This window comes from Myxosarcina sp. GI1(2024) (assembly GCF_053543375.1).
Genome location: NZ_JBKGTY010000002.1, coordinates 601492 through 624645 on the forward strand (window position 1 = coordinate 601492; position 23154 = coordinate 624645).

Below are 23154 nucleotides of genomic sequence, written 5' to 3' on the forward strand. Positions count from 1 at the left end.
ATATGTAAAGCCAGTTTTTAACAGAATAGATAACAAGTTTGATGCGAGTAGCAATCGTTGGTGCAGGATTAGCAGGAATGGCAACAGCTATCGATTTAGCTGATGCTGGTGCGGCAGTAGAAATTTTTGAATCTCGTCCCTTCGTGGGGGGTAAAGTAGGTAGCTGGATCGACAAAGATGGCAATCATCTAGAAATGGGACTCCACGTCTTTTTCGGTTGCTATTACAACCTATTTAAACTGATGCAAAAAGTAGGTGCGATCGACAATTTACGCCTCAAAGAGCATACCCACACATTTATCAATCGAGGCGGTAGAGTTGGCGAACTAGATTTTCGTTTTTTAACTGGCGCACCCTTCAATGGTTTAAAAGCTTTTTTTACTACCTCCCAACTTTCGGCAGTAGACAAAATGGCTAACTCCTTAGCCTTGGGAACCAGTCCGATAGTTCGTGCTTTGCTCGATTCTGAAGGGGCGATGAAAACTATTCGCAATCTAGATTCGATCAGCTTTGCCGATTGGTTTCGCTCTCATGGTGGTAATGATGGTAGCTTACAGCGGATGTGGAACCCCATCGCCTATGCTTTGGGTTTTATCGATACGGAAAATATTTCTGCCCGCTGTATGCTGACTATTTTTCAGTTCTTTGCTATCAAAACTGAAGCCTCCGTACTGCGAATGTTGGAAGGTTCTCCCAACGAATACCTCCACAAGCCTATCGTCGAGTATTTGACCGCTAGAGGTACCAAAATTCATACCCGTCGCCGCGTCAGAAGAATTTTATTTAGCGAGTTGGGAGATACTACTAAAGTTACCGGGATCGTAGTCGCTAATGGAGCTACGGAAGAAACTATTACTGCCGACGCTTATGTTTTTGCCTGTGACGTACCTGGAATTAAAAAAGTTTTGCCTCCAGAATGGCGTAAATGGTCGGAATTCGACAAGATCTACAAATTAGATGCCGTTCCCGTCGCTACAGTACAGCTACGCTTTGATGGTTGGGTTACAGAACTTCAAGACGCTCAGAAAAGAAAACAACTCACGGCCGCCGCAGGTATCGATAATTTACTCTATACTCCCGATGCGGACTTTTCTTGTTTTGCCGATTTAGCCCTAGCTAGCCCTGGAGATTACTACAAGCCAGGACAGGGTTCCTTACTCCAGTTAGTTTTAACCCCAGGAGATCCTTTTATTAAGGAGAGTAATGAAGCGGTCGCCCGTCACGTTTTACAACAAGTACATCAACTTTTCCCCTCTTCTAAGGAACTGAACATGACCTGGTACAGTGTAGTCAAGCTGGCTCAATCGCTATATCGCGAAGCTCCAGGCATGGATGTGTATCGTCCCGCCCAAAAAACTCCAGTGCCCAACTTTTTCTTAGCTGGTAGCTACACCCAACAAGACTATATCGACAGCATGGAAGGGGCAACACTTTCGGGCAAACAGGCCGCTAGAGCTATTTTAGAAACTGCTGCCGAACTAAAACCCTTAGCGGTTTAAAATTTAGGGAACTGTATCCAGCAAATTTTGCTCGATCGACTTCCAACCCACTCAAAAACAAACATGACAGATTGGCTAGAACACACCGTACAAGTAGAAGTAGATGTTCCCATAGAGCAAGTATGGGGGATGTGGTCGGATTTAGAACAAATGCCCCGTTGGATGAAGTGGATTGATTCGGTGACGATTCTCAAAGACAATCCCGAACTATCGCGCTGGAAACTAGCTACTGGAGGCTTCAACTTTACTTGGCTATCTCGTATTCTGCAAGTCGTACCACAGCAAATAATTGAATGGGAATCGGTAGATGGTTTACCCAACCGAGGCGCGATTCGTTTTTACGATCGCCACGGCAAAAGCGTAGTTAAAATGACTTTTTCCTATGCCATTCCCGGTATCTTAGGCAGGCTGATGGATAATTTGTTTTTAGGCAATATCGTTGAATCTACCGTTCAGGCAGATTTAGAAAGATTTAAAGAATACGCTTTAAAACACCGTAAATAGTAAGCCGTAGATAGAAAGAATATGTTTTTATCTGCAATGGTTGGCTTTAATATTTAGCGCGGCTTTCTCTACCGTTTCTACAATTCGTTTGGCACGAGTTGCTGGTTTTTTGGCATTTTTAATCCATTCCAAAATACCTCGCTTTGATGACGGTGAGAAAGAATTAAAGTTTTTGTAGGCAACTAGATCTTTAGCCAGGGCGTTTTTTAAATCTTCTGGCAAGATGTGTGCTTCCACATTCGAGAAATGACCAGGAACCATCTTTAATGGCGCGATCGACTTTTTCTAGTCCCGCAGGTTGCATCAATCCATTCTCAATTAGACATTGAACTCTTTCTTTATTTACCTTCGACCAGTTACTACCTTTTCTACGCGGCGAAAGATAGAGCATGCTGCGCTGTTCGTCGAGCTTACAAGGCAAACTATCTACCCAGCCAAAGCAAAGACATTCTTCTACTACATCGTTGTATGAAAGATAATCTTGATGGTTTTTTTTGTACGTTATCAGCCAAATACCTTCAGCTTGTAGATGATTTTTTTGCAGCCACTGTCTCAATTCTTGTCGCGATCTAACCGTAACCCGTATGGCGTTTTCAGCCTGCTTTACCATTACCAAGAGTTCTCCATAACTATTTTTCTTGAATAGACCGGCTATTTCAAAGCGGTAAGAGATTATTGCTTCTTATTTTTGCTACTTCCAACTAGACAAAGCAGAAATTTCGAGTAAAGCCTGACTCAAATTATCGTGAAGCGCACCGTTAGTAGCTAGAATGCGCCCCGAATTGAGATCGAAAGGACTGCCATCGTAAGCGGTAATTTTGCCTCCTGCTGCCTCGACGATAACCACACCTGCGGCAATATCCCAAGGGCTTAGCCCTCGTTCCCAGTAACCATCAAATCTGCCACAAGCTACCCAAGCTAAGTCGAGGGCAGCACTTCCCAGACGGCGCACTCCTTGGGTGAGATGGGTTAAATAGCAAAATTCTGCATAGTTATTATCTGAAGTTTCGCGGCGATCGTAAGCAAAACCAGTAATCAGCAGGCTGTTAGCTAATTCTGAGATTTGAGAGACTTTTATCGGGCGGCGATCGCGCGTCGCGGGAAGTCCTTTAGCAGCGCGAAATAGTTCCCCACTCAAAGGATTGTAAATCACTCCGACACTGGGAACGCCATTAATCAACAAACCAACAGAAATTGAAGCGATGGGCAATCCGTGAGCGTAATTTGTCGTACCGTCGAGGGGATCGATCGCCCAAAGATATTCGCTATCTGCATTGCCTAATTCTCCAGATTCTTCAGCTAAAATCTGATGCTCGGGCAGGTGACGGTGTATGACTTTTAAGGCTTCGGCTTCTGATTGTTTGTCGGCTTCAGTGACCAAATCCCCAGAACGTCCTTTTTCCTGAATGTCCTCTAATTTACCCCAGAGAGATTCTAAAACCGTTCCTCCTGCTAGAGCGGCTTCGGTAGCGATATCTAAAAAAACTTGCAGTCGTTCGAGATTGGGTTGGTTCATGATGAGGAAGATCGAGCACGAAATTGGCTTGGTGTTCGTCGTAGAGGCTGTTTTGGATTCCAGATACCATAACCCAGCAAACGGGCATATTCCCTAGCGTTTAAAAGACGCTGACTATATTTATGGGGGTATTTGGTATCGGCCAAAACATAACCTTCTTCGATTAACTGTTCGCTAATCAATGTTTTATTATGCCAGACATGGGCCAGCAGGCGATCGAAACTATCTGCCGTTTGGGTTTCGGTTTCTAATTGAATCGAATCTCGTCCTACTAATTCAGCTAACCTCTGCTTAGCTGCCGTTCCCCAGGGATACTGTCTCAAATCTGGTGCGTCGATCCCGATGATTCTAACTCTGGTTGTTTTATAAGTATTATCAGCAGCGATCGCATCAATTTCTAAAGTCTGTCCGCTGACTACTCGCTCGACTCTGGCAGAAATCAAATTGGGATTAGTTTCGGCTACACCACAGCCAGATAGCAAAAGCGAACAGCAAACAATGGTAATGATGCGCTTGAAAAGCTTAGTTTCAGTTGAATTTAAGTCTAGTAAGCCATTGACAAAAGATTTAATTGGCATCATTCAGCTTAGATGTTTTAGTCCTCATCTAAAGGTAAGCCAAACCTTAGTTTTCCTCTAGCAAAATAACGTCCGAACTGCAATTCGTATACTTCATCTTCATCTTGGGTTTCCACTTCGAGATCGGAACGAGCATAGCTAACGCACAATAAAGCATAACCTCGTTCTTTAAGCTTTGGCGATAGTCCCATAGCTTCTGGTTGATATATTTCTCCTGCCAAAATTCGCACTGCACAGCTAGTACAAGCACCGTTACGACAAGAAAAAGGAAGTTCTATTCCTTGTCGTTCTGCTGTCTGTAAAATGTAGCGGTCTTCTGGTACTTCTACCGTATATTCTTTTCCCTTAGCGCGATCGCGAATTTTAACTTTGTGATACTTATTCATCAAATTTTTTTGCCCCATTCTTCATGCAGTCTAAAGAATTACGCCGCATTTTGACAAGCAATTTTAACCATGTATAATAAGAAATTGCGGCTCTATCTGGAGAGGTGGCCGAGTGGTCGAAGGCGCGGCACTGGAAATGCCGTAACAGGGTGACTTGTTCGAGGGTTCGAATCCCTCCCTCTCCGTCAGGCAGCGAAGCTGCTAGGCAAAAGGAAACAAGCAATAGAGAGTATAAAAAAGGCTGCAAGAAGATAAAAGGTAAGAGATCGCCGTTGTTCTCTACTTCCTCTACTTTTCCTCATATTTGTAGGTAGCAATTTGGCAACGGATTCTATTTATGAGGAGAACGGTAAAAAGGTTTTTTTACTACCGTAGCCGGATAAATTTTACCGCGAATTTCTATTTCTAATTTTTGCCCTACTTTACTCAGAGGACGGGACACGTAAGCCAGGGCGATCGCTTTACCCAAAGTCGGTGAGAGGGTACCGCTAGTAACTTCTCCCACAGTTTGACCTTCAAAGACAACCGGGTAACCCTGACGGGCGATATAACGTCCTGCCATTTCCAAACCTACTAGGCGACGTTCTATTCCCGACGCTTTTTGTTTTTCCAATACTTGTCGCCCGATAAAGTCATTTTTACGGTCTAAATGTACTAACCAACCCAAACCAGCTTCTAAAGGAGTAGTAGTTTCGTCGATATCCTGTCCGTAAAGGCTCATTGCTGCTTCTAGTCGCAGTGTATCTCTAGCACCCAAGCCACAGGGAACTACCCCAGCTTCAAACAGACGCATCCATAATTTTTGACCCGCTTCTGGTTCCAACATAATTTCAAAGCCATCTTCCCCCGTATAGCCCGTTCTAGCAACAAAAGCAGTAGAATCGACGAGCACTAGTTTTCGATGGCTGAAAGCTTTCATCTCACTTAGATCTTCTGTTACTAGAGATTGTAAGACTTCTGCTGCCCGAGGTCCTTGAAGGGCAATTAAAGCCTGCTGAGAAATATCTGTTAGTACGATTCCATTTGGCTCTAAATGGCTCGACAACCAAGCTTTATCTTTAGCAGTAGTCGCCGCATTAGCAATTAATATTCCCTGCTGTCGTCCCATTTCCGTTACGCCCTGGTAATAAAAAATTAAGTCATCGATTATACCGGCGCGGTCGTTGAGTAAAACCATATATTGTGCCGAACCACGACTTAATCGAGCTAGATCGGAAGGAACCAAAGTCTGTAGGGTTGTAATTAAATTATCTCCTTCTAGGGCAAATTTTCCCATGTGAGAAATATCAAACATCCCCACTTGCGATCGCACTGCTTGGTGTTCTAATTTCAATCCCGCATACTGTACTGGCATTTCCCAGCCTGAAAAAGCGGTAAAACGGGCTTTTTTTTCCTGTGCCAGCTTGTAGAGAGGGGTGCGTAACAAAAGTTGGTTTGAATTGCGATCGCTCATGAACTTTGAGGTTGGTTTTTTCAATGCTGGTAATATTGTTTTAGTTTAAATTTGCGTAGCTGAGAACGGCAAAAGAGCCGAGGACAATAATTATTATCTTTATACCTCGTAATTTGCTACTGTTCTAAAATCTAGTACCTAATATGTATATGTCTAACTTCTGATTTTTTTACTGCGTTCGGGTATGATTTAATAATTATGTAATGTTCATTTTGGCAATTGGTTATTGCGCTGTTGTTAACAGAGCCAATTTTTAACCGAATAATTGCTTGGTTTGTTAGAATTATTTAACATTTGTTAGGAAAGATTGACATGCTCACTCTCAAAATTGTTGTTTATATCACCGTCTTTTTCTTTATCGGACTCTTTATTTTTGGTTTCCTTTCTGGCGATCCCTCTCGAAACCCCGGTCGTAAAGATTTTGAATAAACCGTTTGGTTACTTCTAATATTGGCAGTGGGGTTCATTACAACCCCACTTTTTGGTTTTTAGCTGTGATTTTTCGATTTTAATAAATAATATAGTAATGAACGATCGTTCTTCCTCATGGTACATAGTCAAAGTGCAAGATGCTACTTGTAAGATTGTCGAGCGCGATCCGAATAGTCCACCAACAACAAAACCTCACTGGGGTCCTTTTGACAGCCAATCAATGGCGATCGCCAAACGAGTTGGTTTGATTAGAGCGGGTAAGTGTCAACCACAATAAAAAAATTAATTTCCGTCCGAGATCGAGGAAGCAGCAATTTTTAAGTCGCTCTTGAAGTTATTAGCTCTAAGCTTTGTCTTTGCTTCGATCGAGCATTTTACAGCTTAGAGCTTACACCTACGGCAAGTTCATCTTTTAAAGCTATTTTCTGCTAGTATGACTGTCTACTTCTTGTTGAGCCTTAATTTCTCCCGATAATATATCTAGGGCTTTGAGAAACTGGGGATCTTGTCCCGTTCCTACCAACTTGCGATCGCCTTGTAGTTTTTTTCTTTCCTTATCGCTCAACTCGATGACCACATCTGGTGGTATCCCTTCTTCGTTAATATCCCTTCCGTCAGGAGTTAGGTACTTAGCGATAGTGACTGCTACACCAGAACCATCTCCTAGGGAACGAACCGACTGCACCAATCCTTTGCCGAAAGTTTGCGTACCTACTAAAACAGCGCGCTCGTTGTCTTGCAGGGCACCAGAGAGAATTTCGCTGGCACTTGCCGAACCACCATCAATTAAAACCACCAAGGGTTTATCGGTTAAAGCTTTTTGATTGGCGGACTTGCGGTCGTTTTCTCCCTGACGATCTAGTGTAGAAACGATCGTACCTTCTTCTAGCCACATCCGAGCGATATCGATACTAGAATATAGCAAGCCGCCAGGATTGGAGCGCAAGTCTAAAATATAACCTTTGACCTGTTGTGACTCAAAATTTTCGAGCGCCTCGCGCATTTCTTGGGCAGCCTGAGCACTAAACTGCGTTAGTCGAATGTAGCCTACTTCGCCGAGATCGGAATTTTTGATGCTGGCGCGTACGGGATGAATTTCAATTCGCGCTCTCACCAAATTGTAATTGCTGGTAGTGCCATTGCGGTCTATAGTCAAAATCACCTCACTACCAGGCTTACCGCGAATTAGCTTAACTGCATCGTTGACATCCATACCTTTGGTATCGACACCGTCGATCTTAGTGATGATGTCTTTAGCTAAAATTCCCGCTTCAAAAGCAGGAGTATCCTCAATCGGAGAAATTACAATTAAGCGATCGCTTTCCTCGTCTTTAGCAATTTGAATTCCTACTCCAGTTAACTCTCCAGAAGTATCGATCTGCATATTCTTAAACTCTTCTGGATCCATAAATCGCGTGTAAGGATCTTCGAGTTGCCCGAGCATATCTCGAATCGCTTGATAGGCTTCTTCTTTGTCGCGATAAGTTTTGTCTAGATATTCTTGACGAACTTTAACCCAATCTTTATTGTTAAAACTGGTATCGACATATTGGTAATTGATAATTTGCCAAACTTCATCTACTAACTCTTTAGGGCTGTCTTGAAAAAAAGCTTGACTTTGAGATAAATGAATACCCGCTCCAGTTACCGCCACAGTCGAAAGAGCAACAGCCGTTGTCCCTAAGACGAGTCCGCGTTTTGTATTTATCATAAGCAAAAAAATAGTTGTCGCTAAAAGACTATATTAAGACAGTCGTAAACCTTAATTTATCATAGGTAATTTTTTTATACAGTGAGATGAAGTACAGTTTAATTTAATTCTAAATTGTATTCTAATTGACTATAATTGCCTGCAGAAACGGTATTGACCTACAGTCCATAATGGAATTTTTCTCTCCCCAGTTAGAACATAAATTATTACGACTCAATCACAAACAGCAGCAAAGTTGGAGGCGATCGCTATGGCGCTCTCTAGTTACAATTGGCTGTGCTACTAGTCTTAGTGGCATTGTGGCTTCATCTTATTGGCAGATTAACGGACGGGCTCAAGTGCTAATAGAAGGAGAAAATTTGGTCTCTGAAGCTGCCATTTATGCTCTGCTCGACTTAACCTATCCTCAGTTTTTAGGCGCGGTACCGAGCTACGAACTAGCACAAAAATTAGAGTCGATACCGGCAATTGCCGCAGCTAGAGTTAGCAAACAAACTATTCCCCCACGCTTGACAATCTCTCTTCAAGAAAGAGTTCCCGTAGCTTTAGCTTTGTCGGCAGGAAAAGTAGGTTTTTTAGATGCTGAAGGAACTTGGATTCCTCCTCATTTCTATAAAAATTTAAGTACAAATTTTCTACTTCCTCAATTAAAAGTAATTAATTTTCACCCCCAAGATCGAGCTTCTTGGATGGAAATATATCGCTTGATTTCTCTCTATTCTGCTCTGGAAATTAGTGAAGTTCGCTGGGATGAAACAGAAAGATTATTTTTAAAAACTGAATTAGGAACGGTGTATTTGGGAGCAGATCTATCTCAATTAGAAGATCGCTTTGAAGTTATGGTTCGACTGAAAAATTTGCCAGATCGCTTCGACTCTAGTCAAATTGCCTATATCGATCTCAGTAATCCCAACTTGAATTTGATTCAAAAGTATCGCAACTAAGAAAAAAGTCCCAAAAATCCGTATTTTTACACAATCAATTTACAGTGTTAACTCTTAAAATAGGCGAATGTAAGAATTAAACTTTAAAATTAGCTACCTAATAGTTATAAAAACTTAAATATTTCCTGGTAATTATCTATAGTAGATAATAATTAAGCTAGAAAAAATTTCAAAAATCGATTTTGTATAAAAGAAAACATTAAGCAAAAATAACGATCTACACCCATGTCAGCCAACCACAAACTTTTTCATCTCCACAACGATCGAGTTAACTATAGTTCCGAGCTAACTTCAGATAAAACCAGTAGCTATGTTAATAACGGAGTCGGAATTCCTTTTCATGGCAATAATAGTTCTCAAATTCCCAAAGAAGATATGAGGGGTAACAAAATTGTGCCGAGCAACGTCGCCAAAATTAAAGTAATTGGAGTTGGCGGTGGTGGTTGTAATGCCGTTAACCGCATGATTGAAGGTCAGGTGTCGGGAATTGAGTTTTGGGCGGTCAATACAGACGCTCAAGCTCTCAACCACGCCCAAGCTCCCCAAAAGCTGCAAATCGGACAGAAAATAACCAGAGGTTTGGGAGCGGGTGGCAATCCGGCGATCGGACAAAAAGCGGCTGAGGAATCCCGAGATGAAATTGCTCACGCCCTAGAAAATACTGACCTAGTTTTCATTACTGCCGGCATGGGTGGTGGTACGGGAACCGGTGCTGCTCCCATCGCCGCAGAAGTTGCCAAAGAAATGGGTTGTTTGACTGTGGGAGTAGTGACTCGTCCTTTTACCTTCGAGGGCAGAAGACGTACTGGTCAAGCGGTAAAAGGAATTGAAGCCCTCGCCAGTCGAGTGGATACTCTAATTGTCATTCCCAACAACCAGCTACTTTCAGTTATTTCGCCAGAAACACCAGTGCAGCAAGCGTTTGCAGTCGCAGATGATATTTTGCGGCAGGGCGTACAGGGTATTTCTGATATTATTACCATTCCCGGTTTGATTAATGTAGACTTCGCAGATGTCAGAGCAGTTATGGCAGATGCGGGTTCGGCTCTAATGGGGATCGGAATTGGTTCGGGTAAATCTCGCGCCAGAGAGGCGGCGATCGCTGCTGTTTCTTCTCCCTTACTCGAAGCTTCGATTCACGGTGCTAAGGGAGTAGTCATCAATATTACCGGCGGTAACGATCTAACTCTTCATGAGGTTAATGCCGCTGCCGACAGCATATATGAAGTAGTAGATGAAGAAGCCAATATCATCTTTGGTGCGGTCATCGAAGAGCATATGGAAGGAGAAGTGCGGATTACAGTGATTGCTACGGGCTTTGATGGCGAGCAGAATGACGAAGAAATAGAATCCGAAGCAACAGCTGATGTGTTTGCTCCCATGCCTCAGCCCCAACCACAAAGAACTCGCCGTCCCGAACCAACGAGCGATCGCGGTCGAATTGAAATTCCCGACTTTTTGCAGCGCAGACGCTTTCCCAAAGGATGACGAGTGCTAAGATAGCTTTAACTATTGCTGGCTCTGACAGTGGTGGTGGCGCGGGAATTCAGGCAGATTTGAAAACTTTTGCTTTTCACTGCGTTCACGGTGCTTGCGTTTTGACCTGCACGACCGCTCAGAATACTTTAGGAGTCGCCGCAGTCGAAGCGATCGCTCCATCAATGGTTGAAGCTCAACTAGAAGCAGTAGCAACGGACTTAAAGGTAGATGCTCTGAAAACGGGAATGCTCTTAAATCGAGAAATCATTCTCACTGTAGCCCGGAAACTGGAACGACTAGACTTACCCCAGCTAGTTGTCGATCCAGTGATGGTGTCTCGTACCGGAGCGCGTTTGTTAGATGATGGTGCCGTTACTAGCTTAGAGCGATACTTGTTACCTCAAGCGGCGCTCGTTACCCCCAATCGCTATGAAGCACAAATTTTGAGCGGGATCGAGATCGATACTTTAGAAGATCTCAAGCAAGCGGCGATCGCAATTTACGAGCGGTTAGAGGGGGGAGTAATCTTAGCCAAAGGAGGAAGTTTACCTGGATTTGAGGGCACTGATATTTGGTTCGATGGCGATCGGCTCGAAATTGTAGCCGAATCACCAGTGGAGACTAAAAACACTCACGGCACTGGTTGTACCCTTTCAGCAGCAATATGCGCTAATTTAGCTTTGGGAAAAGATCTCTGGTCGAGTGCGATCGCGGCAAAACAATACGTAACCAATACTCTTAAATCTGCTTTAGATATAGGCGAAGGATACGGTCCTGTAGGGCATTTTTTTCCTTTACTAAAAAAATAACTTTTTCTGGCGAGATAAAGAATTGAGATTAGCAACCAAAGTAGAAGCCATTTTATATATTGAAGGCAAGCCTCTCAACCTAGCAGAAATAGTTAGCCATTTAAATTGCGATCTCGAGGCTGCCGAAGATGCTGTAATCGAGTTAATGAACGATTATGCCCACCGCGACACGGCACTAGAGATTGTAGAAACAGCGACAGGTTTTAGCCTTCAGCTTAAGTCCGCTTATGAAAATTTAGTCCGAGAATTAGTTCCTGCCGAATTAGGAAAAGGAGCGCTGCGAACCCTCGCCGCAATCGCTTTAAAAAATCCTATCCTGCAAACTGAATTAATCGACCTACGGGGCAGCAGTGCCTATCAGCAAGTAGCAGAATTAGTCGAGTTGGGATTTATTCGCAAACGAGCACAAGCTGACGGACGTTCTTATTGGCTAGAGGTGACAGAAAGATTTCATCAATACTTTGAAATTAATGACCTGGCTAATATTGAGGCGATTTATGAGCCTCGTTCACTAGCGGATAGGGACAAAACTATGTCAAAGTAGAAATGAATTACTTCTAAACCTGAGTAACGAATGATATTTAATTTTGATTTTTCAGATTCCGAACAGCAAGAGAAAAATTATAATAATTTAATGCAGTATTTGCGCCAACAACAACCCGAAGTTTTAGCGCAAATTGCTCAATCTGCCAGCCCGGAAGTCAAACAAATTATTTCTCAAAATGTTCAAGGGCTAGTAGGAATGTTGCCTACGGGTGATTTCAATATCAAAATTACGACAGATCGCGAAAATTTAGCCCATTTACTAGCTTCAGCGATGATGACAGGCTATTTCTTATGTCAGATGGAAAAGCGAATGGATTTAGAAGAAACTATTTCGGAATCTAGCTCTCTGTCAGACCCCTCAGATATGGAGTAAGCGAGATAAATTTGTCGGTAGATTTACATAAACTCTACTTTCTTGGTTAGGTTGATTTTCTGCTTTCAAACTGGATTACCTTGTATTTAGACCAGAGAGCGGATATGGATATCAGTCTAATATCAGTCTAAAATTATGAGGCGCAGCACCAGCAAATAAATATAAATAATAGAAATACCTCGATTGAGACTCGCTATCGCTTTCTCGGCAAAAACTCTCGAGCAAAATTTTTGGCTGGATTAAATTATTTTATACTACAAAAGAAGATTAGACTGGCGATCGTCAGCAAAACTTCGACCGAACAAATTTAACCGCCTTTAGCAAAAGTCAGCATAATTAAAATTGATAAGAGCATTCCAGGAATGAGTAGAGCCACAAGAGTTAATAGTTCGTTAGAAGTCATTAACCTAAATCTATAAGTTCAACCAGAGTAAAGGGTCTATTTACAGGCTAACGCTTTATTGCCTCGATGATAACTAACTACACAATTTATTAATAAAATCTATTTTGGTCATCTGCGAGCGGCTCTTTGTATAGTTCGTAGCTTAAAGCTAAGAAAGATTGCCAGGGAGTATGGTTACTTATCCCGAACAATAATTATTTATATATATTTTTGTATTAATAGAGATAGTTTTTCTCTAGTGGCAGCAGGAATTCGCTCTGGGGGAGTTAAAATAGCATATTTTAAAGCTGAATGTGCTTCGGACTGAGGTGGAGCGGCACTAATTCTTTTAACAGTTTCCCGAATCACTTTTTGCGCATTAACCGCATTGCGCTGGAGGTTGTCAATTATCATCTCTACGGTTACGCTGTCGTGGTCGGAATGCCAGCAGTCATAATCGGTAACTAAAGCCAGAGTAGCATAAGCAATTTCTGCTTCTCTAGCTAATTTTGCTTCAGTTAAGTTAGTCATACCCACTACCGTCGCTCCCCAACTACGATAGAGATAAGATTCAGCTCGAGTAGAAAAGGCGGGACCTTCCATGCAGACATAAGTACCACCGCGATGCAAACTAACTTCAGGTAATTTCAAAGATTCTACTGCGTCGGCAAGAACCCCAGCTAAATCGAGACAGACGGGATCGCCAAAAGCAATATGAGCGATTAATCCTTGACCAAAAAAAGTTGCAATGCGGTTTTTAGTGCGATCGATAAACTGATCGGGAACCACCAGATCTAAAGGTTTGACTTTTTCTTGAAGAGAGCCGACTGCCGAAGCCGAAATGATGTACTCCACCCCCAACTGTTTGAAAGCATGAATATTGGCACGATACGGTAATTCTGAAGGTAACAGATGGTGATTGCGTCCGTGACGGGCTAGAAAGGCTACGGTAGTATTTTCTAGCTGTCCGACAATTAAAGCATCGGAAGGATCGCCAAACGGTGTTTGCAGCTTGACTTCCTGAAGATTTTGCAGGGCATCCATCTGGTACAAGCCACTACCACCGATAATGCCAATTTTTGCCTCTACCATGTCTGTGTCACTTACTATTTTTTGCCGCAATTATTGTAACCAAAATTATTCAGCCTCGGAAATTAAAACTAGAGGATCGATTTCTTCGGCTGGTGAAACGGTTACGCTGGCGGCAATGCGATCGCCTATGGCTCTAACGATTATTTGATTAAGGCGGCGCACTTCGGGACAGGAATTAAACCGATAGTAAATTTCAAAAATTCGTTGTTGTTTAATTAAACTCGAATTTTTCTTCTTATTTGGGACTTGCTTGCGCTTTTTCCTCAGATAAATATCGGGTTTTTCGCTGCGATCTTTGATGTCTGGTAGGATAATATCTTGAGAAGGTCGCCAATAACCTTTATAAACTATGCTTTTAGAACTTTGATACAATTTTAAACTTGCCAAATAAGGAACGTATAGTGCGTAAAAGTTGTCCTCTTTAGCTACCTGAAAATAACCCCAAGCTTTTTCTTGTCGATTGAGTAATTTAGCGATCGCATTTTCCAACGCAGCTAATTCGGTAATCGACCGCTTGTTTTTTGCTGCTTCAGTTGTCATCATAATAAATTATGGCAAAATCAAGATCATGAAAAAATCTCTATAATTCTATAAAATTTTTAATAGACAAATAGTTTATCGTTGATGGATATCAAACAATTCTTAGATTTGAGTGCAGGTAAATGGTTTAGTCAGCGCACCAATTATTTAGATAACAATAAAGCTCAAAGCAGCAAAGCCGATCTTACAGTGGAACTTTTAGCTTCAGATCATTCTACAGTAGTGGGTATTTGCCAGAATGCTCGCATCGATCCCCAACTCAGCTTGGGTGGATTGGCTACAAGCTGGGATAACTCAGTAGATTGGGGAAAACCCAAACAATTAGGTTCTGCCGTCATTGCCATCGTTCCTCATGAAGAAAATAAGAGAACGGGTAAGATTTTACGTCAAGGAGATAGCAACAGTGACGGACGCTATATTTTGGGAGATGATGGAGCTTTAACTTTAATTATTGAAACCGACAAGATTTGCACTGAAGAACGCCAATGGTTTGCCAGCGATAATTTAAGACTGCGCACTAATATCGTTCGGGATAAACATAGGGGTACGATCGTGCAAACTTCTTTTTATTCTGAAATTCGCAAAGCACCGTTTAAGTGAGCTTATCGCACATTTTTTTTTATAAAAAATTTTTGTCTTGCTGCTTTAATTATAATAATTTATCGGTCGTCTGATTTCTGGTAAATACGATAAACTCCAACTTTCAAGTTATTGAAAATGATATTTTTTTCTAGGCTCATGCCTAACTTCGCCGCGACTCGAAGCGATGGCTTATTCTCTGGCTGAATTAAACAAATCAGGCGATTCAACTCCAGCTGCTGCCAAGCATAATTTCGTACTGCTACAGCTGCTTCTGTTGCCAATCCCTTACCCCAATATTCTCTAGCTAGGCGATAACCAATTTCTACTTCTGTTACTTCCTCAAAATACCAAACCAGTAGACCACAATAGCCAATTAATTGTTTAGTTTTTCGTAAGGTAACGGCATACAATCCAAAGCCATATTTTTGATAATTAGAATGAATCCAACTGATAAATTCTCGGGTTTGCGATCGCGTCTTTACTCCAGAGAGGGAATAACGCATTACTTCTCGATCCCCAAAAATAGCCGCTAGTGCATCGGTATCCTCCGGGGTAAAGTGTCTTAAAGCCAGTCTGGCGGTGGTAATCACAATCGTCATATTTGAATTTAATCTATTGTTATTGTCAAACTAGCTTCAGCTCGTCATCTAACTAGCACGATCTCTAGCAAATTCCAGCTGTGACTTCGCTCGGATAACACACAGAGCACCCTGACGAAAAAAATTCACCTCAAGGCAATCGCCTACTAAAATCTAGATAACGCCTAGAAGTTTATGATAAAAATAATTACTATCTTTTGCGGTATCAAATCCGCAAGTAAAGCTTATGTCCCAACAACAAAAACTGCTATTAGTAGATGACGAACCAGGTATTCGAGAATCCGTACAAGCTTATCTAGAGGATAACGAAGAATGGACGGTGCAAGCTGCCAGTAATGCAGATGAAGCCTGGGATAAAATTGAAGCCGAAGCTCCAGATCTGATTATTTCTGATATTATGATGCCTAAAGTTAACGGGTATCAATTTTTGCAAAAGCTCAGAGAAGACCCCCGCTATCAGGCAATTCCGGTGGTTTTCTTGACCGCGAGGGGCATGACGAGCGATCGCATTCAAGGCTATGAATCTGGGGTCGATGCCTATTTGCCCAAACCTTTCGATCCCGAGGAACTAGAAGCTATTGTCAGAAACCTGTTAGCCAGACATCGAGCAGCTAGCGTAACTAGCAATGGCGATAGTATCGAATTAGAAAAAATTGCCCGAGAATTAGAAGCAATTAAAGGCAAACTCGACGAAAGATTGGGTGAAGGTACTGGAGGTATTTTGACTACACCCTCACCGATTAAAATCGAGCTAACTCCCAGAGAACAGAGCGTTTTAGATTTGGTAGCTCGTGGTTTGATGAACAAGGAAATTGCCAAGGAGCTAAGTACTAGTGTCAGAAATGTGGAAAAATACGTCAGTCGCCTGTTTGGGAAAACCGGTACCAATAGCCGCACCGAGCTAGTTCGCTTTGCTCTCCAGCACGGCTTAACTGAGTAAATTCTCAAGATTTAACCTTAATAACTAGCGCTCGGCAAGTAAACTCTCGCTTCGATCGCAATAGCTCAAACTGGGTAAATGGGGTAGAGCTAGTTTGGGGCGATCGCTCTCTACCCAATTTAAATTAGTCAATAATAATAATTAAAATAATAACTAATCTTACTTTCGGTGTATTTATGACTAACTACTTAGGTGCATTCTTCCCCCCAATAGCTTTTGATAGCTTATTTTCCACCCAAGGCATCATGGTGATGCTGTTAGTAGCATATGCCGGGGCAATGTGGATGTTTTTAACCAGTGCGCCCAAAGTTTATACAATTATGGTTTCCGATCTGCGAGGGGCGCAACAGTTTTATGAAGGACTATTGAGCTTACCCGCTGCCGACGTTCCCTTGCACTATTATTACAATTACGAACAGGCGATGGGTGCGGGAGGTCTCGATCCTCTATATATGTCAGCTACTCCGAGTAATACTGGCTTGAGTGGCGGAGATGGTTTGTGGTATCAACTCAAAAAAAATACTCAGCTTCATGTTATAGCTGGAGCGAGTACTGGTTATAAAGAGCGTCAGCGTCATGTCTGTTTCGATCGCGATTGTTTGGAAGATATACTGTTGAAAATTCAGTCTCGCCGTTTGAGATATAAAATTCGCCGCGATCGTCCTTTAAACTTTTTGGTCAAAGATATCGAAAACCGCACCATAGAAATGGCAGAAGTTTCTAATTAGGGTTTGACAAATACTAGAAAGTGCTGTTCTGGAAGAAATTCTTTAGTTTGTTGCCATTTTAAACCGACAGCTTTCATCTCTTTTTTTACCTGTCTTTCGGTCATTTTATGGAGAGGTTTAATTAAAATAAAGGGATTTTCTTTACGGTATTCTAACAAGACAACTCTTCCTTGAGGTTTTAATGCCTTCATCACTCCCTGTATCATCTCTCTGGGATATTCAAATTCGTGATAGGCATCTACCATAAAAGCCAGATCGATACTATTTTCAGGTAGATGAGGATCGTCTACATATCCTAAAATTGCCTCAACGTTCTCGATATTTTTTTCCGATTTTAAATAATTGAGTGTGTCGAGCATTTCAGGTTGAATATCGACAGCGTAGACTTTGCCTTGGGGAACTGCTCGAGCGATCCGCAAGCTAAAATAACCCGTTCCCGCACCCAAATCGGCAACTACATCGTCTGGTTGTAATTCTAATTCGGCTACGGTTTGTTGGGGTCTTTCTTCTGCTTCTCGACTCGGTCTCTCTAGCCACATCATTGCCTGATGTCCCATAACCTTAGCAATTTCTCGGTTGAGATAATATTTGCCAGTGCCGTCGGGGTTGTGAATGGATTTTTCTCGATAGTAAGAGTTATGATTATCTGTGGCTAAGGCTAAAGCAGTTGGAGTATAACTAAAATTAGTTAGAATTAATAAGATTGTCGTTATAGTAACTACGAGCGCAATAAAATATTTTTTCATTAAGTATTTTTTTTTATTCAATAGACTTCTGAAGTCGGGACTAAAATAAGTAAAAGAGAACAATTGTTCCCCTAATTTCTTCTACTGCCACTAGTTTTTCATAGCCACCCTAGTAGAAACCAAAACGAGAGCGAGCTTTGTTTATGCCAATGATGCGTCGCTTTTCTACTTCATCTAGAAATTTTATCGCTCTTTAAATTATCTTCCCATGATTTTTCCGAGTGATTCCATAAATACTTGCCGAGAGCGGACGGCGATCGCAGTAATCTCTAGTTAAGATTGGACGATTCTTGCAGGGCAGACGATAAACTTTTGTAAAATATCATTGCAATAGGTTTAATTTTCTGGCTTGATTGAGAATATATCGAACATTTTGTTACATTTATTTTCACCAACGAGATCGACAATAAAGATATCTGCTTTTTACTAAGCTCGAATAGATAGTAAAAAGCAAATTTTTGAGATCGCACTTAATTGGATTTTGATCGATTTTATAATCATTGGCAATATTTCCAGGAGTAGACTGAAGATGATTCAAAAATTATTTAATTTTGCTAAGAAAAAAAGCGAATATTATCTAGAATTAGATGAAGATGAAACACTTCAAGATAAAATTACCGAAGCTAAAGAAGCAGTTGGAGATAAACTAACTGAAGCTAAAGATGTAGTGGTAAACAAAGTAACTAGCGTTGCCGAAGATGGTGAAGAACAAATAGATTCTGCTCGGGAAAATGTAGAAACAGCTGTTAAATCCACTAAAACCGAAGAAGGAAAATTAAAATTAGCAGCGGATAAGAATGCCCAAAATGCAGTTCAACCATCTGCTAATAATGGTGCTAATAAAGATTCTGGTGCCTCCTTATGGGAACAACCTTTCTGGGTTAAAGCGATGTACGAGAAAAACAGTAGTAATGGCAAAGGAGCTACTGAACCAGAATCGACTTTTGCCACCAACAATTTGATGCCCATCCCTACAAATTATCGTCGTCGTCCCGGTCCGAGTTTAGATAAATATAAAGCTATGGCTAATGAAACTAGAGCTTCTAGAAGTTAATTATCTATAACTAAATGAAGCGATAGTTCGAGTAGGAATTATTCTATTACTTGGATAAGCGGAACGGTTGATTTTTTCAATTGACTTCCGCTTTTTTTTGGTGTTTATTAACAACACTAGAGTAATAAAATTATAAATCTCGTTATTTCAAATGTAATCTGCAAATAATCTATCTCGCGATCGGGGTTCGGCGATTGAGGTGCCAATTGTAGAAGCGACTACCTAATGAGATCGGTTTGGGTCTTTTTTTAGATAAGATGAGTGTTACAGCTCAGAGTTTAATAGTATAATCGAGCATCGAGCCAGCAAACGGTAAAACCCGAGCCGTTTCAACTTACATTTTTTTCATAATTGTAGATTGTTTAGTAGGAAATCAAGTCTAATGAATCAAGAAGTTTTTGCCAAAGTACAAAAAATTGTCGTCGAGCAATTAGAGGTCGAAGAAGACAGAGTAACTCCAGAAGCTAGCTTTGCTAACGACTTAGGAGCAGACTCACTCGATACGGTAGAGTTAGTTATGGCTTTAGAAGAAGAATTCGATATAGAAATTCCCGATGAAGCTGCAGAACAAATCGATACGGTAGGTAAAGCAGTAGAGCATATCAGCTCGGAAATTGAAGCAACTGCTTAAATTCTTATTGTAATTGAGAGCTACGGGCGCTCGCCTCGAGCGGTGGTGACAGCAAATAACTGCTCGCATCGCGAAAAATTGAAGCAAATTTTCCTGGATATAGTAGCGTAATCTAAGATGACAAATTGGCAACCAAAAAGAGTAGTGGTGACAGGACTCGGGGCTGTTACTCCCATAGGCAACAATCTCCAACAGTATTGGACGAGTTTACTCGCTGGTCGTAGTGGAGTGGCACCAGTTACCTTGTTTGATGCCTCAGAGCATACCTGTCAAATTGCGGCTGAAGTTAAAGAATTCGATCCTCATGATTATTTGGACAAAAAAGAAGCCAAGCGCATGGATCGCTTTACTCAGTTTGCGATCGCCGCTAGCCAACAAGCACTCGAAGACGCGAAATTTGTCATCGACGAACTCAATGCCGACAGTGTAGGAGTGCTAATTGGCACGGGTGTAGGTGGCATTAGAGTGATGGAAGACCAAAAGGAAGTGCTGCTGAATAAAGGACCGAGAAAAGTCAGTCCCTTTACCATTCCAATGATGATCGCTAACATGGCGGCAGGATTGACAGCAATTCATACAGGAGCCAGAGGTCCTAATTCTTGTACTGTAACTGCTTGTGCTGCCGGCTCTCATGCCATTGGCGACGCTTTTCGGCTGATCCAAAGAGGATATGCGACGGCGATGATTAGCGGCGGAACTGAAGCTGCAGTCACGCCTCTATCGTTTGCAGGTTTTTGTTCGGCAAAAGCTCTATCAACAAGCCGTAACGCCGAACCGACCCGTGCCAGCAGACCATTCGACCGCGATCGCGATGGATTTGTCATGGGGGAAGGAGCGGGAATTTTATTCTTAGAAGAATTAGAACACGCCCTAGCTCGTAAAGCCAAAATATATGGCGAAATTGTCGGTTATGGCATGACCTGCGATGCCTATCATATTACCTCCCCCGTACCCGATGGTCAGGGAGCAGCCAAAGCGATCGAGTTAGCACTAATCGATGCTGCTCTAACTCCCGAAAATATAGACTATATCAACGCTCATGGTACTAGCACTGAGGCGAATGACATTACCGAAACCAAGGCAATTAAAAAAGCTTTGGGCAGTAGAGCAGAAAAGCTTTTAATTAGCTCTACCAAATCAATGACGGGTCATTTGTTAGGAGGTTCTGGAGGCATTGAGGCAGTAGCAGTATTGATGGCGATCGCTAGCAATCGAGTACCTCCAACCATCAATTTGGATAATCCCGATCCAGAATGCGATCTAGATTACGTTCCCCATACCAGTCGCGAGCATCAAATTTCAGCAGCTCTTTCCAACTCTTTTGGCTTTGGAGGTCACAATGTGACCTTAGCGTTTAAAAAATACCAATAAAATTTAAAATTTTACTTCGATTAACAAAACTTGCTCGTCGATCCCAAGAATGGGAAAATGTAAATAAGCCTTGGGGCAACCCACAGCCATCGATGCCAAACGCCGCTCGCATCGATTTTTTGTGTCGGCAAAGACTCAAATTGCACTTGTGGAGGTACTGCTTCTTGACAAGTGACGTGTCTAGCTAGCTCAAATTCTGTTTTATCGTAGTTTGTAAGTTTGTAGTTTACTTTATAGAACCAATTATGGTAGTCGCCACCCAATCACTTGAAGAACTTTGTATAAATTCAATTCGTTTTCTGGCAATAGATGCAGTAGAAAAAGCTAATTCAGGTCATCCAGGGCTGCCGATGGGTGCCGCTCCTATGGCATATGTCCTTTGGAATCAATTTATGCGGTTTAACCCCAAAAACCCCAATTGGTTGAACCGCGATCGCTTCGTACTCTCAGCAGGACACGGTTGCATGTTGCAGTACGCCCTAATGTATCTTACGGGCTACGATAGCGTTTCTCTTGAAGATATCAAACAGTTTCGTCAGTGGGATTCTAAAACTCCAGGACACCCCGAAAATCATATCACATCGGGAGTTGAAGTTACTACAGGTCCTTTAGGTCAGGGAATTGCCAATGCAGTTGGGCTGGCAATGGCAGAAGCACATCTAGCAGGGATGTTTAATAAGCCCGACTGTAAGATTATCGACCATTACACCTACGTTATTGTGGGTGATGGCTGTAACATGGAAGGCATTTCAGGGGAAGCCTGTTCTCTAGGAGGACACCTAGGCTTGGGTAAATTAATCGCCTTTTATGACGATAACCATATTTCCATCGATGGTTCTACCGATCTCGCCTTTACTGAAGATGTTGCTAAGCGTTACGAAGCCTATGGCTGGCACATTCAGCACGTAGAGGATGGTAATAACGACTTAGAAGGCATCGCCAAAGCCATCGAAGCTGCCAAAGCCGTTACCGACAAACCTTCTCTAATTAAAGTCACTACCACTATCGGTTATGGCTCTCCCAACATGGCAAACACCCACGGCGTTCACGGCGCTGCTTTGGGCGCAGAAGAAGTCAAAGCTACCCGCGAACACCTAAATTGGCAATACCCAGAATTTGAAGTTCCAGAAGATGCTTTAAATCATTTTCGTCAAGCGATTGATAAAGGCGCGCAAGCCGAATCAGAATGGAATGACCTACTAACTCACTACAAAACTGAATACGCTGAAGAAGCTGCAGTTTTGGAACGGATGATGAAGGGCGAGCTACCTGAAGGTTGGGATAAAGTGCTGCCGACTTACACTCCAGAAGATAAAGCTAATGCTACTCGCAACCATTCTGGCATCGTTCTAAATACATTAGCAGGAGTATTGCCCGAATTGTTCGGTGGGTCGGCAGATTTGGCTCCATCTAATAAAACTTTATTAAAGTCTTCTGGTGATTTCCAAAAGGGTCACTATGAAAATCGCAATGTTCGCTTTGGGGTAAGAGAGCACGGTATGGGAGCTATTTGTAACGGTCTAGCTCTGCACAAGTCGGGCATAATTCCCTATGGTGCGACTTTCCTCGTGTTTACTGACTATATGCGCAATGCAATTCGCCTTTCAGCTCTATCTGAAGCAGGGGTAATTTGGGTGATGACTCACGACTCTGTAGGTTTGGGAGAAGATGGTCCAACTCACCAACCTATCGAGCAAGTTGCCTCATTGCGGATGATTCCCAATCTTACCGTTTTTCGTCCTGCTGATGGTAATGAAACCTCTGGGGCATACAAGTTTGCTATAGAAAACCGCCATAGTCCTACTTTATTGGCTCTTTCTCGTCAAAGCTTGCCCAACTTGGAGGGTAGTTCTATTGAAGATACAGTTAAAGGTGGCTACGTTCTCTCCTGTGGCTTTGCTCCCGAAGAATTAGACCTAATCTTAATTGGTACCGGTAGCGAAGTTCAGTTATGCGTCAAAGCAGCCGACAAACTCAAAGTCGAAGGCAAGAAAGTCCGAGTTGTCTCTTTGCCAAGCTGGGAAGTATTCGAAGCTCAAGACGACGATTATAAAGAGTCCGTACTGCCTTCGGTTGCCAAAAAGCGGTTAGCAGTGGAAGCCGGTACTACCTTTGGATGGTGTCGCTACACTGGCGATCCCAACGCAGTTATCGGAATAGATACTTTTGGTGCTTCTGCCCCTGGTAGCGTCGCTTTAGAAAAATTTGGCTTTACTGTAGAGAAAGTAATTAAAAAAGCCAACGCCATAATCGGTTGAG

Annotated in this window: 27 protein-coding genes and 1 tRNA gene; 17 read left to right on the top strand and 11 right to left on the bottom strand. The window is 42.2% G+C overall.

From position 1 onward, the window contains the following. The first annotated feature begins 41 nt into the window (after positions 1–41). Positions 42–1499: a 9,9'-di-cis-zeta-carotene desaturase gene (gene zds / locus ACLFKQ_RS11860; RefSeq protein ID WP_449000011.1), complete on the top strand. Its 1458-nt coding sequence runs from the start codon at positions 42–44 to the stop codon at positions 1497–1499. A gap of 63 nt (positions 1500–1562) precedes the next feature. Next, positions 1563–2003: an SRPBCC family protein gene (locus ACLFKQ_RS11865; RefSeq protein ID WP_449000012.1), complete on the top strand. Its 441-nt coding sequence runs from the start codon at positions 1563–1565 to the stop codon at positions 2001–2003. A gap of 27 nt (positions 2004–2030) precedes the next feature. Here the strand turns inward: ACLFKQ_RS11865 and ACLFKQ_RS11870 are convergent, their stop codons facing one another. The 5 genes from ACLFKQ_RS11870 to ACLFKQ_RS11890 form a co-directional block, all read right to left on the bottom strand. Then, positions 2031–2225 (bottom strand): YdeI/OmpD-associated family protein, encoded by a 195-nt coding sequence (locus ACLFKQ_RS11870; protein ID WP_449000013.1) that lies wholly within the window; start codon positions 2223–2225, stop codon positions 2031–2033. After that, positions 2194–2613, bottom strand: coding sequence for a YdeI/OmpD-associated family protein (locus tag ACLFKQ_RS11875; RefSeq protein WP_449000014.1), 420 nt, complete (start codon positions 2611–2613; stop codon positions 2194–2196). Before ACLFKQ_RS11875 ends, ACLFKQ_RS11870 begins: the two co-directional genes overlap by 32 nt. Before the next feature lie 81 nt (positions 2614–2694). Next, entirely contained in the window at positions 2695–3519 is an 825-nt protein-coding gene (locus ACLFKQ_RS11880; RefSeq protein ID WP_449000015.1) for an inositol monophosphatase family protein, read from the bottom strand. Further along, positions 3516–4100 (bottom strand): thermonuclease family protein, encoded by a 585-nt coding sequence (locus ACLFKQ_RS11885; protein ID WP_449000016.1) that lies wholly within the window; start codon positions 4098–4100, stop codon positions 3516–3518. Before ACLFKQ_RS11885 ends, ACLFKQ_RS11880 begins: the two co-directional genes overlap by 4 nt. 14 nt (positions 4101–4114) lie before the next feature. Next, positions 4115–4483 (bottom strand): 2Fe-2S iron-sulfur cluster-binding protein, encoded by a 369-nt coding sequence (locus ACLFKQ_RS11890; protein ID WP_449000017.1) that lies wholly within the window; start codon positions 4481–4483, stop codon positions 4115–4117. 98 nt (positions 4484–4581) lie between these two features. Between ACLFKQ_RS11890 and ACLFKQ_RS11895 the strand changes: the two genes are divergently transcribed. Further along, a tRNA-Ser gene (locus tag ACLFKQ_RS11895) sits at positions 4582–4668 on the top strand. 146 nt (positions 4669–4814) lie between these two features. On the opposite strand, the gene gcvT is transcribed toward ACLFKQ_RS11895, so the two are convergent. After that, positions 4815–5936: a glycine cleavage system aminomethyltransferase GcvT gene (gene gcvT, locus ACLFKQ_RS11900; RefSeq protein ID WP_449000347.1), complete on the bottom strand. Its 1122-nt coding sequence runs from the start codon at positions 5934–5936 to the stop codon at positions 4815–4817. Between the two features lie 312 nt (positions 5937–6248). Here gcvT and ACLFKQ_RS11905 point away from each other — a divergent pair, with 312 nt between their 5' ends. Beyond that, the gene (locus tag ACLFKQ_RS11905; RefSeq protein WP_449000018.1) at positions 6249–6365 is read left to right on the top strand and encodes a photosystem II reaction center protein I; all 117 of its coding nucleotides are present in this window, start codon (positions 6249–6251) and stop codon (positions 6363–6365) included. Between the two features lie 97 nt (positions 6366–6462). After that, positions 6463–6645, top strand: coding sequence for a hypothetical protein (locus ACLFKQ_RS11910; protein ID WP_449000019.1), 183 nt, complete (start codon positions 6463–6465; stop codon positions 6643–6645). Between the two features lie 141 nt (positions 6646–6786). On the opposite strand, the gene ctpC is transcribed toward ACLFKQ_RS11910, so the two are convergent. Further along, complete coding sequence (gene ctpC, locus ACLFKQ_RS11915; RefSeq protein WP_449000020.1) at positions 6787–8079, bottom strand: carboxyl-terminal processing protease CtpC; 1293 nt, start codon at positions 8077–8079, stop codon at positions 6787–6789. Positions 8080–8249: 170 nt separating this feature from the next. On the opposite strand from ctpC, the gene ACLFKQ_RS11920 reads away from it, so the two are divergent. The 5 genes from ACLFKQ_RS11920 to ACLFKQ_RS11940 all read left to right on the top strand — a co-directional run bounded on the left by ACLFKQ_RS11920 (position 8250) and on the right by ACLFKQ_RS11940 (position 12230). Beyond that, positions 8250–9023, top strand: coding sequence for a cell division protein FtsQ/DivIB (locus ACLFKQ_RS11920; protein ID WP_449000021.1), 774 nt, complete (start codon positions 8250–8252; stop codon positions 9021–9023). 225 nt (positions 9024–9248) lie between these two features. Continuing rightward, positions 9249–10511 (top strand): cell division protein FtsZ, encoded by a 1263-nt coding sequence (ftsZ, locus tag ACLFKQ_RS11925; protein WP_449000022.1) that lies wholly within the window; start codon positions 9249–9251, stop codon positions 10509–10511. Continuing rightward, the gene (thiD, locus tag ACLFKQ_RS11930; protein WP_449000023.1) at positions 10508–11311 is read left to right on the top strand and encodes a bifunctional hydroxymethylpyrimidine kinase/phosphomethylpyrimidine kinase; all 804 of its coding nucleotides are present in this window, start codon (positions 10508–10510) and stop codon (positions 11309–11311) included. The genes ftsZ and thiD overlap by 4 nt, the downstream gene beginning before the upstream one ends. Before the next feature lie 22 nt (positions 11312–11333). Continuing rightward, positions 11334–11855 carry an SMC-Scp complex subunit ScpB gene (scpB, locus tag ACLFKQ_RS11935; RefSeq protein WP_449000024.1) on the top strand — a complete coding sequence of 174 codons (522 nt, stop codon included), beginning with the start codon at positions 11334–11336 and terminating at the stop codon, positions 11853–11855. A gap of 30 nt (positions 11856–11885) precedes the next feature. Then, positions 11886–12230: a DUF760 domain-containing protein gene (locus ACLFKQ_RS11940; RefSeq protein ID WP_449000025.1), complete on the top strand. Its 345-nt coding sequence runs from the start codon at positions 11886–11888 to the stop codon at positions 12228–12230. Between the two features lie 601 nt (positions 12231–12831). Here the strand turns inward: ACLFKQ_RS11940 and ACLFKQ_RS11945 are convergent. Continuing rightward, a complete protein-coding gene (locus tag ACLFKQ_RS11945; RefSeq protein ID WP_449000026.1) occupies positions 12832–13704 on the bottom strand; it encodes an S-methyl-5'-thioadenosine phosphorylase in 873 nt (290 codons plus the stop codon). A 45-nt stretch (positions 13705–13749) separates the two neighbouring features. After that, positions 13750–14247: a hypothetical protein gene (locus ACLFKQ_RS11950; protein WP_449000027.1), complete on the bottom strand. Its 498-nt coding sequence runs from the start codon at positions 14245–14247 to the stop codon at positions 13750–13752. An 81-nt stretch (positions 14248–14328) separates the two neighbouring features. Between ACLFKQ_RS11950 and ACLFKQ_RS11955 the strand changes: the two genes are divergently transcribed. Further along, positions 14329–14844: a phycobiliprotein lyase gene (locus tag ACLFKQ_RS11955; RefSeq protein ID WP_449000028.1), complete on the top strand. Its 516-nt coding sequence runs from the start codon at positions 14329–14331 to the stop codon at positions 14842–14844. A 59-nt stretch (positions 14845–14903) separates the two neighbouring features. Here the strand turns inward: ACLFKQ_RS11955 and ACLFKQ_RS11960 are convergent, their stop codons facing one another. Continuing rightward, positions 14904–15425: a GNAT family N-acetyltransferase gene (locus ACLFKQ_RS11960; RefSeq protein ID WP_449000029.1), complete on the bottom strand. Its 522-nt coding sequence runs from the start codon at positions 15423–15425 to the stop codon at positions 14904–14906. A gap of 226 nt (positions 15426–15651) precedes the next feature. Between ACLFKQ_RS11960 and ACLFKQ_RS11965 the strand changes: the two genes are divergently transcribed. Both ACLFKQ_RS11965 and ACLFKQ_RS11970 read left to right on the top strand, forming a co-directional pair. Beyond that, complete coding sequence (locus tag ACLFKQ_RS11965) at positions 15652–16365, top strand: response regulator transcription factor (RefSeq protein ID WP_449000030.1); 714 nt, start codon at positions 15652–15654, stop codon at positions 16363–16365. 176 nt (positions 16366–16541) lie between these two features. Then, entirely contained in the window at positions 16542–17093 is a 552-nt protein-coding gene (locus tag ACLFKQ_RS11970) for a glyoxalase-like domain protein (RefSeq protein ID WP_449000031.1), read from the top strand. Here ACLFKQ_RS11970 and ACLFKQ_RS11975 read toward each other — a convergent pair. Beyond that, complete coding sequence (locus ACLFKQ_RS11975) at positions 17090–17839, bottom strand: class I SAM-dependent methyltransferase (RefSeq protein ID WP_449000032.1); 750 nt, start codon at positions 17837–17839, stop codon at positions 17090–17092. The genes ACLFKQ_RS11970 and ACLFKQ_RS11975 overlap by 4 nt on opposite strands. A 529-nt stretch (positions 17840–18368) precedes the next feature. On the opposite strand from ACLFKQ_RS11975, the gene ACLFKQ_RS11980 reads away from it, so the two are divergent. From ACLFKQ_RS11980 to tkt, 4 genes are all read left to right on the top strand, one after another. Beyond that, a complete protein-coding gene (locus ACLFKQ_RS11980) occupies positions 18369–18893 on the top strand; it encodes a hypothetical protein (protein WP_449000033.1) in 525 nt (174 codons plus the stop codon). A 382-nt stretch (positions 18894–19275) separates the two neighbouring features. Then, positions 19276–19524 carry an acyl carrier protein gene (gene acpP / locus ACLFKQ_RS11985; RefSeq protein WP_449000034.1) on the top strand — a complete coding sequence of 83 codons (249 nt, stop codon included), beginning with the start codon at positions 19276–19278 and terminating at the stop codon, positions 19522–19524. A gap of 117 nt (positions 19525–19641) precedes the next feature. Next, positions 19642–20895 (top strand): beta-ketoacyl-ACP synthase II, encoded by a 1254-nt coding sequence (gene fabF / locus ACLFKQ_RS11990; RefSeq protein WP_449000035.1) that lies wholly within the window; start codon positions 19642–19644, stop codon positions 20893–20895. 245 nt (positions 20896–21140) lie between these two features. Further along, positions 21141–23153 (top strand): transketolase, encoded by a 2013-nt coding sequence (tkt, locus tag ACLFKQ_RS11995; protein WP_449000036.1) that lies wholly within the window; start codon positions 21141–21143, stop codon positions 23151–23153. Position 23154 lies beyond the last annotated feature (1 nt).